Raw genomic sequence first — 17,875 nt, forward strand, 5'->3', positions numbered from 1 at the left:
GCCACCACTTCACGATCTCCAGCGCGATCGCGGTCGCGCTGCTGTCCACGATCATGCTGGATGGACAGCGGCGCGCCGCCGCCCGTGACCTGCTGACCGCCGACCAGCTCGCCGAGGCCCGCGCCGCAGCACTAAAGGCCGCCGCGGCGGCCGGCATCGTCGCGGTGCATGAGTGCGCCGGACCCGAGATCGGCGGGATCGACGACTGGCTGCAGTTGCGGGCCCTCGATCACGGCGTCGAGGTGATCGGCTACTGGGGTGAGCCGGTGCGCACCCCGGCCCAGGCCCGGGAGTTGATGCACGCGACCGGCGCCCGCGGGCTGGCCGGTGATCTGTTCGTCGACGGGGCGCTCGGCTCGCGCACCGCGTGGCTGCACGAGCCGTACGCCGACGCACCGGATTGCACCGGCGCCTGCTACCTGGATCGCGGCGCCGTCGAGGCGCACGTGCGCGCATGCACCGAGGCCGAGGTCACCGCCGGATTCCACGTGATCGGCGACGCCGCCGTCGCCGCCGTGGTGGATGCCTTCGAGCGCGTCGCCGAGGACCTCGGCCCGGTCGCCGTCGCCCGCTGCGGGCACCGCCTCGAGCACGTCGAGATGGTCAACGCCGAGCAAGCCGCCAAACTGGGCCGATGGGGCGTCATCGCCAGCGTGCAGCCCAATTTCGATGCGCTCTGGGGTGGCACCGACGGCATGTACGCGCGGCGACTGGGCGCCGAGCGAGGCAGTCGGCTCAACCCCTTTGCGCTGTTAGCATCCCAAGGCGTGCCCCTCGCGCTAGGTTCCGACGCCCCGGTGACGGGTTTCGACCCCTGGATGAGCGTGCGCGCGGCCGTCAACCATCGCACCGCGGGCAGCGCGGTCTCGGCGCGGGCCGCGTTTGCTGCAGCCACCCGCGGCGGGTGGCGGGCAGCCGGTGTCCGTGACGGCACGACGGGCATCCTCGCGCCGGGCGCGCTGGCTTCGTACGCCATCTGGGACGCCGGAACCCTGGAGGTGCACGCACCCCGCGACACCGTGCAGCGCTGGTCGACCGATCCGCGTTCCCGCGTGCCCGCATTGCCGCGCCTGGGCCCGAACGATGCCGCACCGCGGTGCCGTCGCACCGTGCATCGGGGCGCTGTCCTCCATGGCTAGGCACTGGTCCGGTGGCGAACCCCCAGACGAACCCCCGGACCAAAGCGCTGCGACCGATCCGGTGGACGAGGACTCGCCGCCGAAGACCGACCCGATCAGCGACGAGGCCGAATCGGAGCCCGAGGACGAGCCCGCCGACGTCCACACCCCGGAACCGGAACGGCCCGGCGAGAGCGCGCGGCTGAGCGATCGACTGGGGACCGCGGGGCGCCGGGCGGTGACGGGGCTGGTGGCCGCGCTGCTCGCGAGGCTGCCCGCCGCCCAGACCGCGCTGCTGCCCCGGCTGACGCGGTTGATCTGCGCGGTGGTGGGCGGCCTGCTGCTGTGCGCGAGCTTCCCGACGCTGAACTGGTGGTGGGGCGCGGTCGTCGCCGCGGCGTTGCTGGCGTGGGTGCTGACCCACCCCGCGACGACGCCCGCGGGCGGGCTGGGCTACGCGTTCCTCTTCGGGCTGGCGTTCTACCTCCCGCTGTTGCCGTGGGTCGGCCTCCTGGTTGGTTCCGTCCCGTGGCTCACGCTGGCGGCCGTGTCCGCGTTGTATCCGGCCGTCTTCGGTCTGTTCGCCGTCGTGGTGCGCCGGCTCCCGGGCTGGCCCATCTGGTTCGCGCTGCTGTGGGCGGCTCAGGAGTGGCTGAAGTCGATTTTCCCGTTCGGCGGCTTCCCCTGGGGCTCGGTGGCCTTCGGGCAAACGCACGGCCCGTTCCTGCCGCTGGTTCAGCTGGGCGGCGTCGCGCTGCTGTCCATGGCGATCATGCTGGTGGGCTTCAGCGCGACCGCGATCGCGCTGGAGATCGTGAAGTGGTGGCGCTCCGGTCACCCGGTGCGCGACGCAGCCGCAACGGCGGAAAGCGAGCCGCCGCCGCCCGCCGTGGTGCTGCCCGGCGTCTGCATCTGTCTGGTGCTGTTCGCGGCGGTCATCGTCTGGCCGCAGGTGCGGCATGCCGGCACCGGCTCGGGCGGCGAGCCGTCGGTGACCGTCGCGGCGGTGCAGGGCAACGTGCCGCGGCTGGGCTTCGAGTTCAACGAGCAGCGACGAGCGGTGCTGGACAACCACGTGCGGGAGACGCTGGCGCTGGCCGACGACGTGCGCGCCGGGACCGCTCCGCAACCGCAGTTCGTGATCTGGCCGGAAGACTCTTCCGACATCGATCCGCTCGTCAACCCGGATGCCGCGTTGGAGATATCGCAGGCCGCGGCGGCGATCGGCGCCCCGATCCTGATCGGCAGCGTGCTCGAGGTCCCCGGACGCCCCCCGCAGGATCCCCGCTACACGAACACCATGATCGTGTGGAATCCGGCCACCGGCCCGGCCGAACGCCACGACAAGGAAATTGTGCAGCCGTTCGGCGAGTACCTGCCGATGCCGTGGCTGTTCAAGCATCTGTCCGGGTACGCCGGCCGCGCCGGAAGCATGGTGTCCCGCCCGGGTAGCGACGTGGTGCACATGGCGGGGGTGCCGGTGGGGGTGGCCACATGCTGGGAAGTGATCTTCGATCGCGTCCCGCGACACGCGGTCCTGGGCGGTGCGCAGCTGTTGGCGGTGCCGGCCAACAACGCCACCTTCAACGCCGCGATGAGTGAACAGCAGTTGGCGTTCGCCAAGGTCAGGGCCGTCGAGCACGACCGCTATGTGGTGGTCGCCGGCACGACGGGGATCAGCGCCGTGATCGCCCCGGACGGTGGCGAGTTGGCGCGCACCGGCTTCTTCCAGCCCGCGTACCTGGACATGCCGGTGCGCCTCAAGACCAAGTTGACGCCGGCAACCCGCTGGGCGCCGCTGCTGCAGTGGATCATGGTGGCTGCGGCCGGGGCGGTCATTTTGGCCGGGATACGGCACAATGGATGGTTCCCGCGTCCGATTCGTCTCAGGTCAAGGTCCTCGAGTCGATCGGCACGTCCTTCCAAAACGGCCGGTACAGCGCCGGGCACACACCCGCCCGACGAGCACGACTCAGCCACCGCGCCCGACGAGGGCGGGGACCGCACGCCGGCAGACGGCGGCGGCTAAAGACACTCCGCCCCACCGGGGGGCGGCCGACTTGCTTTCGATTTCGGGCGACACAGAGGAGCTACATGACCACCGGCCAGCCGGCGCCCCACGCCCCGGGCAATCGTCCCAGCCAGCGCGTCTTGGTGATCATCCCGACCTACGACGAGCTGGAGAACCTGCCGGTGATCCACCGGCGGCTCAAGGACGCGTGCCCGCACGTGCACCTGCTCATCGTGGACGACAGCAGCCCCGACGGCACCGGCGAGCTGGCCGAGGAGCTGGCGGCGGCCGACGCCGGTCGCACCCACGTCATGCACCGCACCGCCAAGGACGGGCTGGGTGCGGCGTACCTGGCGGGCTTCGCGTGGGGGTTGAGCCGTGACTACTCGGTGCTCGTCGAGATGGACGCCGACGGTAGCCACGCACCCGAACAGCTGCACCGCCTGCTGGACGCGGTCGACGACGGCGCCGATCTGGCCATCGGCTCACGCTACGTCGACGGCGGGACGGTGCGTAACTGGCCGTGGCGGCGCTGGGCGCTGTCCTGGACCGCCAACACCTATGCGCGCCTGGCGCTGGGCATCGGGGTGCACGACATCACCGCCGGCTTTCGGGCCTACCGCCGCGAGGTCCTCGAGGCGATCGACCTCGACCGCGTCGACTCCAAGGGCTACTGCTTCCAGATCGACCTGACGTGGCGCACCATCTGCAACGGCTTCACCATCGTCGAAGCGCCCATCACGTTCACCGAGCGCGAGCTCGGCGTGTCCAAGATGAGCGGATCCAACATCCGCGAAGCCCTGGTCAAAGTCACCCGATGGGGTGTCGAGGGCCGCAAGTCGGGCGCGCGGGCCACCGGGGCCGACAACCGCACCTAACTGATTGGGTCAGCCCCGCCGACGGGTCTTGATGATGTCGAGGCGCTCCTTGAGCAGCTCCTCGAGTTCTTCGACCGAGCGGCGCTCCAGCAGCATGTCCCAGTGCGTGCGCGGCGGCTTCACCTTCTTCGGCTCGGGCAGATCACCCTCGATCAGGGTGCCTTCCAAGCCGTTGCGGCACAGCCACGTGCCGGGGATTTCGGCGTCGTCGGCGAACGGGACCTCGAACTCCTCGCCGTTCTCGGTGCGGTACTTCGCGAGCTGACGTGGCGCCAGGTCGTGGTTGCGGTCGGTCTCGTAGCTCACGGCCCCGAGGCGACTGCCTCTCAGTACGCGATCAGCCATGGGTGCTACTCCTTTTAAGTCGTTTCGGAGCTCTGCGGCTCCCGTAATGCAATTCTCTCTCGACTAGCAACGCTGCGGCGATCTGCGCAGTTCCCCGGCTGAAAGCCGGAATACGCGACGCGACCATCAATGATACCGGGATCGCAGGAAAATCCCGACTAAAGTCGGCTGGCGTGAGCCGCCGCACCCACTCGCACCCCTGCCGCTGGTGCGGTCGAGACGTCACGGACGCGGGAATGGGCCGTCGCCGCCAGTACTGCCGGCAGTCGTGTCGGCAGCGGGCCTACGAGCAACGAGCCTCGCTGAATCGGCACGGCGCAGCAGCCGTGCCCGACGATGCGGTGGTGCTGACCGCCGATGACGCGGCCGATCTCTCGGATCGCGTCTACCAGGTGCGGTGCGCGGCCGAGGACGTCGTGACCGCACTCGAGGAAGGCGCCGAGGCCACCGAACTCCGCCAGTTGTGCGACGTGCTGATGAACGCTGCCCGGGCCGCCGACGGCTGGCGCCGAGCGGGTGTCTGATCGCATCGGTCGGCCGTGCCACCCGGACCCGACCGCACGCCGGAACGTGCCACGACATGCGCCTGACCACCAGCTATGGCTAGCCAGGTACAGTCGCGCCATGGAACACGGGGCGCGTCTACGGTGCACCGTTGTTCAGCGAGCACATCGCGCGCCCCGCGGCGCCTCGTGCCTGCGCCGGGCGCCGCGCATGTCCGATCCGGTCCTCCTGTAGCAGCCGGGAGTAGCGGACGTTTTGAAATCCAGTCGGAGTTGGCCATACTCACCAGCAACATTCTTGGGTCGGAGAGCAGCACGACGCTGGTCGAACGAAACACGGCGTCGCCACGTGCAGCAAATCCCGTGAATCGGCGGCAACCGCATCCGGCGGGACAAGTCGGCCATACATTAGGTGAGGGTTAGGGCGAGGTTTAGTGATGGTGGAGCAACTCCAGCATGCGACCGAAGCGCTGCGGAAAGCGCTGGTCCAGGTTGAACGCCTGAAGCGCACCAACCGCGCGCTACTGGAGCGGTCTAGCGAGCCGATCGCGATCGTCGGGATGTCCTGCCGTTTCCCCGGCGGCGTCGACAGCCCTGAGTCGCTCTGGCAAATGGTCGCCGAAGGCCGCGACGTGATTTCGGACTTTCCCGCCGATCGTGGCTGGGACCTCGCCGCGCTGTATGACCCCGATCCCGACGCCCGCCACAAGTGCTATGTGACCACCGGAGGTTTTGTCGACGGCGTCGCGGACTTCGACCCGGCCTTCTTCGGCATCGCGCCCAGCGAAGCCCTGGCCATGGATCCCCAGCACCGGATGTTGCTGGAACTGTCGTGGGAAGCGTTGGAGCGGGCCGGAATTGACCCCAGCGGACTGCGCGGCAGCGCCACCGGGGTGTACGCGGGGCTCATCGTCCAGGGCTACGGCATGCTCGCCGAGGAGATCGAGGGCTACCGGCTAACCGGCATGACGTCCAGCGTCGCCTCGGGCCGCGTGTCGTATGTGTTGGGGCTGGAAGGCCCGGCGGTGTCGGTGGACACCGCGTGTTCGTCGTCGTTGGTGGCGCTTCACATGGCGGTGCAGTCACTGCGCTCGGGGGAGTGCGACCTCGCGCTGGCCGGCGGCGCCACCGTCAACGCCACACCGACGGTCTTCGTGGAATTCAGCCGGCATCGGGGATTGGCCCCCGACGGGCGGTCCAAGGCGTACGCCGGCGCGGCCGACGGCGTCGGTTGGTCCGAGGGCGGGGCGATGCTGGTCGTCGAGCGGTTGTCGGATGCCCAGCGCCTGGGTCATCCGGTGCTGGCGGTGGTGCGGGGCTCGGCGGTCAATCAGGACGGCGCCTCCAACGGGTTGACCGCTCCCAATGGTCCCTCGCAGCAGCGGGTGGTGCGTGCGGCGCTGGCCAATGCCGGGCTCTCGGCGGCCGAGGTCGATGTCGTCGAAGGCCACGGCACCGGCACCACGTTGGGTGATCCGATCGAGGCGCAGGCCTTGCTGGCCACCTACGGGCAGGACCGAGGTTCGAGCGAGCCCTTGTGGCTGGGGTCGATCAAGTCGAACATGGGTCACACCCAGGCCGCGGCGGGTGTTGCCGGTGTGATCAAGATGGTGCAGGCGATGCGCCACGAGATGTTGCCGGCGACGCTGCACGTGGACGCGCCGAGTCCGCACGTGGATTGGTCGGTGGGTGCGGTGTCGTTGCTCACCGAGGCGCGGCCCTGGAAGGCCGAGCGCGCCGAGGGCCCGCGCCGGGCGGGGGTGTCGTCGTTCGGCATCAGCGGCACCAACGCCCACGTGATCATCGAGGCTGCGCCGGTTTCGCGCCCGGAGGCCCCGCATCGGGAAGCCGGCCCCGAGCTGCCGGTGGTGCCGTGGCCGGTGTCGGCGAAGTCGGCCAGGGCGCTGGCGGCCCAGGCGGCGCGGCTCGCCGAATATCTGCGCACCCATGACGAATTGGACGTGGCGGACGTGGGCTGGACGCTGGCCGGTCGCGCGACGTTTGAGCATCGGGCCGTCGTGGTGGGCGCCGACCGGGACCGCTTGCTCGCCGGCTTGGACGAGCTGGCCGACGATGATCCGGCAGGGACGGTTATCCGGGGCACCGGGACGTCGGCGGGCAAGACCGTGTTCGTTTTCCCCGGCCAGGGCTCCCAATGGCTGGGCATGGGTATCGAATTGCTTGATACCGCACCGGTATTCGCCCAACAGATCCAGGCATGCGAAGAAACATTCTCGGAGTTCGTCGACTGGTCGCTGATCGATGTGCTGCGCGGCGCCCCCGGTGCTCCGGGAATGGACCGCGTCGACGTGGTGCAACCGGTGCTGTTCGCGGTGATGGTGTCGCTGGCCGAATTATGGAAGTCGGTTGGGGTGGCACCGGATGCGGTGATCGGCCACTCGCAAGGCGAAATCGCCGCGGCCTATGTCGCCGGCGCGTTGTCGCTGCGCGACGCCGCCCGGGTGGTCACGCTGCGCAGCAAATTGCTGCGCTCGCTCGCCGGCCCCGGGGGCATGCTGTCGATCGCCTGTGGCACCGAGCGGGCCCGGGAGTTGTTGGCGCCCTACGGTAATCGGGTCAGCATCGCCGCCGTCAACGGCCGGTCGGCCGTCGTGGTCTCGGGGGACGTGGCTGCGCTCGACGAGCTCGTCGGGTTCTGCGCCGACCTTGAACTGCGCACCCGGCGGATCGACGTGGACTACGCCTCGCACTCGGTGGAGGTCGAAGCGATCCGCGGTGATCTCGCCGAGGCGCTGTCCGGTATCGAGCCGCAATCCTCGCGCATCGCGTTCTTTTCCACGGTGACCGGAAGTCGCTTGGACACAGCGGGATTGGACGTCGACTACTGGTACCGCAACATCCGGCAGACCGTGCAATTCGACCAAGCGGTGCGTAGCGCGAGCGAGCACGGATACCGGACGTTCATCGAATCCAGCCCGCATCCCGCACTGATCGCGGGGATCGAGGACACCGCCAACGACCAGGCCGGCGGGGGTGCCGAGAACTCTGAAGCCATAGTCGTTCCCACCCTGGGCCGCGACGACGGCGGGCTCGATCGTTTCCTGACGTCGGTCGCCACCGCGTTCACCGCGGGAGTGAGCGTGCAGTGGCGCGGTGCGCTGGACGGTGCCGGCTTCGTCGAGCTGCCCACGTATGCCTTTGACCGACGCCGGTTTTGGCTGTCCGGCGACGGCGTCGCGGCCGACGCCACCGGTCTGGGGTTGGGCGCCAGCGAGCACCCGCTGCTGAGCGCGATCGTCGAACTGCCCTCCTCGGGTGGAGTCGTCCTGACCGGCCGCTTGTCGCCCAGCCTGCAGGGCTGGCTCACCGATCACGCGGTGTCGGGTTCGGTCGTGTTTCCCGGCGCCGGGTTTGTGGAGTTGGCGATCCGCGCCGGTGACGAAGTCGGGTGTTCGACGGTCGACGAACTGACTCTGCAAGCGCCATTGATGTTGCCGGCCAAGGGCTCCGGGTCGGGATCGGTTGCCGTGCAAGTCGTCGTGGGTGCCGCCGACGAATCCGGTCAGCGGGCGGTGTCGATCTTCTCGCGACCCGACACCGGCTCGGGCTGGGTGTGCCACGCCGAGGGCACGTTGAGCACCGGCGCGGTCGAGCCGGGCGCGGATCTGTCAGCGTGGCCGCCGGCAGGCGCCGTCGCGGTCGACCCGGCGGAGGGTTACCAGCAGTTGGCGGCGCGCGGTTATGGCTATGGTCCGGCATTCCAGGGCCTGACCGCGACATGGGTGCGCGACGACGAGGTGTTCGCCGAGGTGCGGTTGCCCGAGGCCGCCGGGGGCTCCACCGGGTTCGGCGTCCACCCGGCCTTGCTCGACGCGGCGATGCACGCAATGGTGATCGGCCGTCAAATCGCCGATGACACAGACGAAGTGATGTTGCCGTTCTCCTGGCAGGGCGTCTCGTTGCATGCGGCGGGCGCATCGGCGGTGCGCGCGCGCATCGTACCGGCGGCGTCCGCCAACGCGGTCTCCATCGAGCTGGCCGACGGGCTCGGCTTGCCGGTGCTGTCGGTGCGCGCGATGGTGGCGCGCTCGGTCAGCGAGCGGCAGCTACGCGCGGCCGTCTCAGCCTCGGGCCCAGACCGGCTCTTCGAGATGGAGTGGTCGCCGGCACCGACGGCCACCGCCGCGACGCCCGCGCATGACGTGTTTGAATCCGTTGCGGCCGAAGAGGATCCGGTTACCGGATCGTATCGCCGCACCCATGAGGCCCTGACCGCAGTGCAGTCGTGGCTGAGCGAGCATGACTCCGGGGTGCTGGTCGTCGCCACACGCGGTGCGATGGGGTTGGCGGGGGAAGACGTCCCCGACCTGGCCGGCGCGGCCGTGTGGGGCCTGGTGCGGTCGGCGCAGACCGAGCATCCCGGCCGGATCGTGCTGATGGATTCCGATGCCGCGCTGGACGATAGCGCGATAGCGACCGCTCTCGCGGTCGGCGAACCCCAGGTGCTGCTGCGGGACGGCAAGGCCTACACCGCACGAGTACGCGGCAGCCGGGCGGTCGACGGCATCATGACGCCCCCCGAAGGCCGGCCCTGGCGGCTGGGTATCAGCAGCGCGGGCACCTTCGAAAACCTGCAACTCGAACCGGTTCCGAACGCGGACGCCCCACTGGAGCCGGGCCAGGTTCGAGTGGCCCTGCGCGCCATCGCCACCAACTTCCGCGACGTCATGATCACCCTGGGCATGTTCACCCACGAGGCGCTGCTCGGCGGCGAAGGCGCCGGCGTGGTGGTCGAGGTCGGGCCGGGAGTCACCGACTTCTCGGTCGGCGATTCGGTGTACGGCTTCTTCCCCGACGGCAGCGGCACCCTGGTGCCCGGCGATGTCCGCCTGCTGCAGCGCAAGCCCGCCGACTGGTCCTACGCCGAAGCCGCCGGTATCTCAGCGGTTTTCACCACCGCCTACATGGCGTTCATCCACCTGGCCGAGGTCCAGCCGGGGCAGCGGGTGCTGGTGCATGCCGCCGCCGGCGGCGTCGGGATGGCCGCCGTCCAACTCGCCCGGCATCTGGGCCTGGAGGTGTTCGCCACCGCGAGCCGCGGCAAGTGGGACACCTTGCGAGCCATGGGCTTCGACGATGACCACATCTCGGATTCCCGCAGTCTCGAGTTCGAAGACAAGTTCCGCTCGGTCACCGGCAGCCGCGGCATGGATGTAGTCCTGGACTCGCTGGCCGGCGAGTTCGTCGACGCCTCGCTGCGCCTGGTCGCTCCCGGCGGGATGTTCCTGGAAATGGGCAAGACCGACATCCGCGACCCGGGTGTGGTGGCCCGGGAATATCCGGGCGTCCGTTACCGCGCCTTCGACCTGTTCGAGCCCGGCCGTCCCCGCATGCACCAGTGGATGCTCGAGCTCGCCGGTCTGTTCGACGCCGGGGTCCTGAAACCGTTGCCGGTGACGACCTTTGATGTGCGACGCGGTCGTGCGGCGCTGCGGTACCTGAGCCAGGCCCGCCACATCGGCAAGGTCGTCATGACTATGCCTTCCGGGCCCGGTCCCGGCGCAAGTGCCGGCCTGGCCTCGGGCACGGTGCTGATCACCGGCGGCACCGGCATGGCGGGCTCGACGTTGGCTCGCCACCTGGTGGCCCACCACGGCGTCGAGGACCTGGCGCTGCTGAGCCGGCGCGGACCGAACGCGCCGGGATCCGCCGAGTTGATTGCCGAGCTGGAAGCCGCCGGCGCCCGGGTGCGAGCGATCGCCTGCGACGCGGCCGAACGGTCCGCACTGGCCGCGGTGATCAGCGAACTTACGGCGCGGCGGCCGCTGTCGGGGGTGATCCACGCGGCCGGCGTGCTCGACGACGCGATGGTCACCTCGCTGACACCCGAGCGTATCGACGCGGTCCTGCGGGCCAAGGTCGACGCGGCTTGGAACCTGCACGAGCTGACCCGCAACGTGAATCTGTCGGCCTTCGTGATGTTTTCGTCGATGGCCGGACTTGTGGGCTCGTCTGGCCAGGGCAACTACGGGGCCGCGAACTCGTTCCTCGATGGGCTGGCCGCACATCGGCGCGCGCACGGGCTGCCGGCGATCTCGCTGGGCTGGGGACTGTGGGATCAGGCCAGCGCCATGACCGGCGGGCTCGACGCCGCCGACCTCGCCCGGCTGGGCCGCGACGGAATCTTGGCACTGTCCTCGGACGAGGCGATGGAGCTGTTCGACACCGCATTGATCGTCGACGAACCATTCCTGGCGCCGGCCCGCATCGATCTCGGCGCGCTGCGCGCCCATGCGGTCGCGGTGCCACCGATGTTCACTGACCTGGTCAGCGCACCGACCCGGCGCCGGGTCGACGACTCGCTGGCGGCCGCGAAATCGAAATCGGCTCTGGCGCACCGCCTGCACGGGCTGCCCGAAGCCGAGCAGCACGCCGTGCTGCTGGATCTGGTGCGCTCCCACATCGCCACGGTGCTGGGCAACACCTCCGCCGAGGCGATCGACCCGGACAAGGCCTTCCAAGAGTTGGGCTTTGACTCGTTGACCGCGGTCGAAATGCGCAACCGGCTCAAAACCGCGACCGGACTGGCGCTTTCACCCACGCTGATCTTCGACTACCCGACGCCCAACGGCCTGGCCGGCTACATCCGCACCGAGCTTGCCGGGGTCCCGCAAGAGATCAAGCATGCCCCGGTCGCCCGCGCCACCGAGGGCGATCCAATCGTGATCGTCGGCATGGCGTGCCGCTATCCGGGCGGGGTGAATTCGCCCGAGGATCTCTGGCAGATGCTGACCGAGGGCCGCGACGTGCTCTCGCAGTTCCCGACCGACCGCGGCTGGGATCTGGCCGGCGTGTACAACCCGGACCCCGATGTGCCGGGTACCTGCTACACCCGCGTCGGCGGCTTCGTCGACGGCGTCGCGGACTTCGACCCGGCCTTCTTCGGCATCGCCCCGACCGAGGCGCTCGCGATGGACCCGCAGCAGCGCATGTTCCTCGAGCTCTCCTGGGAAGCCTTGGAGCGGGCGGGAATCGAGCCCGGTGCGTTGCGTGGCAGCGCCACGGGCATGTTTGCCGGCGTGTACACGCAGGGCTACGGCATGGACGCCGCGCCCACCGCGGAGGGCTTCCGGCTGACCGGCCAGTCTTCGAGTGTGGCGTCGGGCCGGGTGTCGTACGTGCTCGGGCTGGAAGGCCCGGCGGTGTCGGTCGATACGGCGTGCTCGTCGTCGTTGGTGGCGCTTCACATGGCGGCGCAATCGCTGCGCTCGGGGGAGTGCGATCTCGCGCTGGCCGGCGGCGTCACCGTCAACGCCACACCCGACATCTTCGTCGAGTTCAGCCGGATGCGCGGGCTGTCCGTCGACGGCCGATGCAAGGCATACGCGGGGGCAGCCGATGGCACCGGATTCTCCGAGGGCGGCGGCATGCTCGTGGTGGAGCGCCTGTCGGACGCGCAGCGGCTGGGTCATCCGGTGCTGGCGGTGGTGCGGGGCTCGGCGGTCAATCAGGACGGCGCCTCCAACGGGTTGACCGCTCCCAATGGTCCCTCGCAGCAGCGGGTGGTGCGTGCGGCGCTGGCCAATGCCGGGCTCTCGGCGGCCGAGGTCGATGTCGTCGAAGGCCACGGCACCGGCACCACGTTGGGTGATCCGATCGAGGCGCAGGCCTTGCTGGCCACCTACGGGCAGGACCGAGGTTCGAGCGAGCCCTTGTGGCTGGGGTCGATCAAGTCGAACATGGGTCACACCCAGGCCGCGGCGGGTGTTGCCGGTGTGATCAAGATGGTGCAGGCGATGCGCCACGAGATGTTGCCGGCGACGCTGCACGTGGACGCGCCGAGTCCGCACGTGGATTGGTCGGTGGGTGCGGTGTCGTTGCTCACCGAGGCGCGGCCCTGGAAGGCCGAGCGCGCCGAGGGCCCGCGCCGGGCGGGGGTGTCGTCGTTCGGCATCAGCGGCACCAACGCCCACGTGATCATCGAGGCTGCGCCGGTTTCGCGCCCGGAATCCCCGCATCGGGAAGCCGGCCCCGAGCTGCCGGTGGTGCCGTGGGCGGTGTCGGCGAAATCGCCGGCGGCGTTGAGGTCTCAGGCCGCCCGGTTGGCGTCCCACCTGCGCGGGCACCCGGATTTGGACGTCGCCGACGTGGGGTGGACGCTGGCGGGCCGGTCGGCCTTCGAGCAGCGGGCCGTCATCGTCGGCGCCGACCGAGACCGCCTGCTGGCCGGGCTGGACGAGTTGGCCGAAGACGACCTGGCCGGCTCGATCATTCGTGGTACCGCAATGCCCGGCGGCAAGACCGTTTTCGTCTTCCCCGGTCAGGGCTCCCAGCTGCTCGGCATGGGTAGGGAATTGCACGGCGCGTTCCCGGTCTTCGCCGAGGCTTTCGACGCCGTGCTGGCCGAACTGGATCAGCACCTGCTGCGGCCCCTGCGCGACGTCATGTGGGGCAACGACGAAAGCCTGTTGAACACCACCGAATTCGCGCAGCCGGCCCTGTTCGCGGTCGAAGTCGCCTTGTTCCGACTGCTCGAATCCTGGGGCGTTCGCCCCGACTTCGTGATGGGCCACTCGATCGGCGAGCTGTCCGCCGCGCACGCCGCCGGAGTGCTGTCACTGAAGAACGCCGCGGTCCTGGTGGCCGCCCGGGGCCGATTCATGCAGGCGCTGCCGGCGGGTGGGGCAATGGTGGCCGTGCAGGCCACCGAGGAAGAGGTACGACCGCTGCTCGTGCCTGAGGTGGGCATCGCGGCCGTCAACGGTCCTGCCTCGGTGGTGATTTCGGGAACTGAAGGCGCGGTGACCGCGATCGCCGACCAGCTCCGCGCTGACGGCCACCGCGTCCATCGACTTTCCGTATCTCACGCCTTCCATTCCCCGTTGATGGATCCGATGACCGACGAATTCGGAAGTGTCGCAGCGGGACTCACCATCGGCAAGCCCGTCATCCCGATCGTGTCGAATGTGACCGGGATCTTGGCCGCCGATGACTTCGGAACCGCGGCGTACTGGAAGCGCCACATTCGCGAGGCGGTGCGGTTCGCCGACAGCGTGCGTTTCGTCCAGTCGGCCGGCGGCAGCCGATTCCTCGAGGTCGGGCCTAGCAGCGGCCTGACGGCGTCGATCGAGGAAACACTGGCCGATAACCCGGTGACGACGATGTCGGCGCTGCGCAAGGACCGCCCGGAACCGGTGGCCCTGGTCAACGCGGTCGCGCACGGGTTCGTCGCCGGGATGGCGGTGGACTGGCGCGGTGCAATCGGTACGGCGAATCTTGTCGAATTGCCCACGTATGCCTTTGACCGACGGCGCTTTTGGCTCTCGCGCGACGGCGCCCCCGCCGATGCGGCGGGCTTGGGCCTGGCCCCCGGCGAACACGCCCTGCTGGGCGCGGTGGTGGAACTGCCGGCGTCGGGTGGGGTGGTGTTGACCGGCCGGTTGTCCTCGGGCACGCAGGGTTGGTTGGCGGATCATGCCATCGGCGGTGTCGTGCTGTTCCCCGGTGCGGGATTCGTCGAGTTGGCGATCCGCGCCGGCGACGAGGTGGGCTGCGGGATCGTCGACGAGCTGAATCTGGCGGCGCCACTGGTCTTGCCGGCCGGCGGCTCGGTCGCGGTCCAGGTCGTTGTCGGCGGCCCGGACGATGCGGGTTCGCGTGCGGTGTCGGTGTTCTCGCGGGCCGAAGCGGGCTCGGGATGGTCGTTGCACGCCGAAGGCGTTCTGCGCGCGGGGTCGGTGGAGCCGAGTGCGGATCTGTCGGTGTGGCCGCCGGTGGGTGCGGTCCCGGTGGATGTAGGCGACGGGTACGAGCAACTGGCCGACCGCGGCTATGGGTACGGGCCCGCATTCCGTGGCTTGACGTCGATGTGGCGTCGCGGCGACGAAATCTTCGCCGAAGTGGCTCTGCCCGCCGACGCCGGGGTGTCGGTGACCGGGTTCGGCGTCCACCCGGCGATTCTCGACGCGGCGTTGCATGCGGTCATCTTGGGGTCCAACAGTGACGAGCTCGCACCGGGTTCGATACTGGTGCCGTTCTCCTGGCAGCAGGTGTCGCTGCACGCCGCGGGGGCGGCGGCGGTGCGCGCGCGGATCACGCCGGTGAGCCCCACGGCCGTGTCGATCGAATTGGCCGACGGGCTGGGGCTTCCCGTGCTCTCGGTGGCATCGATGGCCGCCCGTCCGGTGACCGGTCAGCAGCTCCTGGCCGCGGTGTCGAAGTCGGGGCCAGACCGGCTCTTCGAGCTGGTCTGGTCCGCTCAGCCGTCGTCGGCGGCGGTGCAGCCGGTGTCGGTAAGCGGCTGGGGCGCACCGAAATCCGTGGAGTCCGATGATGCTGGGGCCGAGCGATCGGTGGTGCTGTTCGAATCAAAGCCGGTGTCCGGCGACGTGGTCACCGAGGTTTACTCGGCGACGCGTGCGGTGCTGCCGGTGCTGCAGTCCTGGTTGTCCAGCGAGGACGCCGGAACGCTGGTGGTGTCGACCCGGGGCGCGATGACGCTGCCGGGGGAGGACGTCACCGATTTGGCCGGCGCGGCGGTGTGGGGCCTGGTGCGGTCGGCGCAGACCGAGCACCCCGGCCGGATCGTGCTCGTCGACACGGATGCGCCCCTGGATCCCGACGCGGTCGCCGCCGTGTTGGCGGTCGGCGAGCCGCAGGCGTTGCTGCGCAACGGGATGGTCTACACCGCGCGGGTGCTCGGCAGCCGCGTGGTCGGCGGCCTGCTGACGCCGCCCGAGGAGGGCCCGTGGCGGCTGGGCATGAGCAGCTACGGCACCATCGAGAACCTGCGGATAGAGCGGATTCCCGATGCCGACGCGCCGTTGGCGCCCGGTCAGGTGCGAGTGGCGCTGTCGGCCATCGCCGCGAATTTCCGTGACGTGATGATCGCGTTGGGACTGTATCCTGATCCTGACGCGGTGATGGGCATCGAGGCCGCCGGTGTGATCACCGAAACCACGTCGCAGAATGGACGTTTCGCGGTCGGCGACCGCGTCATGGGCCTGTTCCCGGATGGCACGGGAACGATCGCCAAGACCGACGAGCGATTGCTCGTCAAGGTGCCGGCGGGATGGTCACACACCGCCGCCGCGACGGCTTCGGTGGTGTTCGCCACGGCGCGCTACGCCCTGGTGGATCTGGCCGCCGCAAAGCCCGGTCAGCGGGTGCTGGTGCATGCCGCCGCAGGCGGAGTGGGGATGGCCGCGGTCCAGCTGGCCCGCCAGATCGGACTGGAAGTGTTCGCGACGGCTAGCCGCGGCAAGTGGGACACGTTGCGGGCCATGGGCTTTGACGACGATCACATCGGCGATTCGCGAAGTTGCGAGTTCGAGGACAAGTTCCGGGCGGTCACTGCCAGGACGGGCATGGCCGGGATGGATATCGTGCTCGACTCGCTGTCGGGCGATTTCGTGGACGCCTCCCTGCGGCTGGTCGCGCCGGGCGGGGTGTTCTTGGAGATGGGCAAGACCGACATCCGCGATCCAGAGGTCGTCGCCCGGGACCATTCCGGTGTGCGCTACCGGGCCTTCGACCTCTTCGAAGCCGGACCGGACCGCATTGCGCAGCTTCTCGACGAGCTGGCCGCCATGTTCGGCGACGACGTGTTGAGGCCGCTGCCGGCGACCCGATTCGACGTGCGCCGCGCGCCCGCCGCGCTGCGCTATCTGAGCCAGGCCCGCCACGTCGGCAAGGTCGTCATGACGATGCCCGACGCGTGGACGACGGGCACGGTGTTGATCACCGGCGCCACCGGGATGGCCGGTTCGGCGGTCGCGCGGCATGTCGTGACCCGCCACGGCGCGCGGAACGTCGTGTTGGTTAGCCGGCGCGGTCTCGATGCGCCGGGTGCAGCGGAGCTGGTGTCCGAGCTCAGTGCGGCCGGCGCGCACGCGGAGGCGGTGGCCTGCGATGCCGCCGACCGCGAGGCATTGGCCAAGGTGATCGCCGAAATCCCGATGCAGCACCCGCTGACCGGCGTGATTCATGCCGCGGGCGTCTTGGACGATGCGGTGGTGACGTCGCTGAGTCCCGAGCGGATGAGTGCCGTGCTGCGGTCCAAGGTCGACGCGGCATGGAACTTGCACGAGTTGACCCGCGATCTGGATCTCTTGGCCTTCGTGATGTTTTCGTCGATCGCCGGACTGGCGGGCGCCTCGGGTCAGGCCAACTACGCCGCCGGCAACTCGTTCCTGGACGGGTTGGCCGCGCATCGACGCGCCCATGGGCTGCCCGCAATCTCGCTGGGCTGGGGGCTGTGGGATCAGGCCAGCGCCATGACCGGTGGGCTGGGCGCCGCCGATCTCGCCCGATTCGGCCGGGACGGAATCGTGGCGATGTCCTCGGACCAGGCTCTGGAGCTGATGGACACCGCGCTCATCGTCGACGAGCCGTTCATGCTGCCGGCTCATATCGACCTCGCGGCGCTGCGGGTCAAGTTCGATGCGGGCACGTTGCCGCCAATGTTCGTCGATCTGATCAATGCGCCAACACGGCGTCAGGTCGATGATTCGCTGGCCGCTGCTAAGTCGAAATCCGCTCTGCTGCAACGTCTCGAAGGGCTACCCGAGGATGAGCAGCAGGCGATCCTGCTGGATTTGGTGCGTTCCCACATCGCCACCGTGCTGGGCAGCGCAAGTCCGGAGGCGATCCATCCGGACCGGGCATTCCAGGAGCTCGGCTTTGACTCCCTGACGGCCGTCGAGATGCGCAACCGGCTCAAAGCCGCGACCGGACTGCCGCTTTCACCGACGCTCATCTTCGACTATCCGAATTCCGCGGCGCTGGCCGGCTACATGCACCGAGAACTCGTCGGAGCGTCCGAACACACCGCGGCGGCCGCGGCACCGGGCGAAGCCGAGATCCAGCGCGTTGTCGGGTCCATTCCGGTCAAGCGCCTCCGACAGGCCGGCGTGTTGGAACTGCTGCTGGCGTTGGCCGACGAATCCAACGGCGGTGGGCAGTCCGCGGCGCCGGCGAGCACCGAGAAGGACATCGCCGACATGGATCTCGACGATCTGGTCAACGCGGCGCTGTTGGACGACGACGAATAGCCACCCA

Annotated in this window: 4 protein-coding genes and 1 pseudogene; 4 read left to right on the forward strand and 1 reads right to left on the reverse strand. The window is 69.6% G+C overall.

Annotated features, from left to right (window positions below; translation table 11 throughout):
• Together A5775_RS18395 and lnt are read left to right on the forward strand one after the other, a co-directional pair.
• The coding region (locus A5775_RS18395) for an amidohydrolase family protein (RefSeq protein ID WP_156660767.1) at nucleotides 1-1,139 on the forward strand (1,139 nt) is incomplete at its 5' end.
• A 226-nt stretch (nucleotides 1,140-1,365) separates the two neighbouring features.
• A pseudogene (gene lnt / locus A5775_RS18400) lies at nucleotides 1,366-4,007 on the forward strand (apolipoprotein N-acyltransferase).
• Between the two features lie 9 nt (nucleotides 4,008-4,016).
• Here the strand turns inward: lnt and A5775_RS18410 are convergent.
• Nucleotides 4,017-4,352 (reverse strand): RNA polymerase-binding protein RbpA, encoded by a 336-nt coding sequence (locus tag A5775_RS18410; protein ID WP_067255534.1) that lies wholly within the window; start codon nucleotides 4,350-4,352, stop codon nucleotides 4,017-4,019.
• Nucleotides 4,353-4,525: 173 nt separating this feature from the next.
• On the opposite strand from A5775_RS18410, the gene A5775_RS18415 reads away from it, so the two are divergent.
• Together A5775_RS18415 and A5775_RS18420 are read left to right on the forward strand one after the other, a co-directional pair.
• Entirely contained in the window at nucleotides 4,526-4,876 is a 351-nt protein-coding gene (locus A5775_RS18415; RefSeq protein ID WP_082953070.1) for a hypothetical protein, read from the forward strand.
• 416 nt (nucleotides 4,877-5,292) lie between these two features.
• Nucleotides 5,293-17,868, forward strand: a complete 12,576-nt coding sequence (locus tag A5775_RS18420; protein WP_067255865.1) for a type I polyketide synthase — start codon at nucleotides 5,293-5,295, stop codon at nucleotides 17,866-17,868.
• Nucleotides 17,869-17,875 lie beyond the last annotated feature (7 nt).

It is taken from the genome of Mycobacterium sp. 852002-10029_SCH5224772 (genome assembly GCF_001667315.1).
GTDB lineage: Bacteria > Actinomycetota > Actinomycetes > Mycobacteriales > Mycobacteriaceae > Mycobacterium.

Excerpts from the sequence above, each read along its gene's own strand:
- A5775_RS18420 (WP_067255865.1), top strand. The coding sequence starts at position 5,293 with ATGGTGGAGCAACTCCAGCATGCGACCGAAGCGCTGCGGAAAGCGCTG.
- A5775_RS18410 (WP_067255534.1), bottom strand. The coding sequence starts at position 4,352 with ATGGCTGATCGCGTACTGAGAGGCAGTCGCCTCGGGGCCGTGAGCTAC.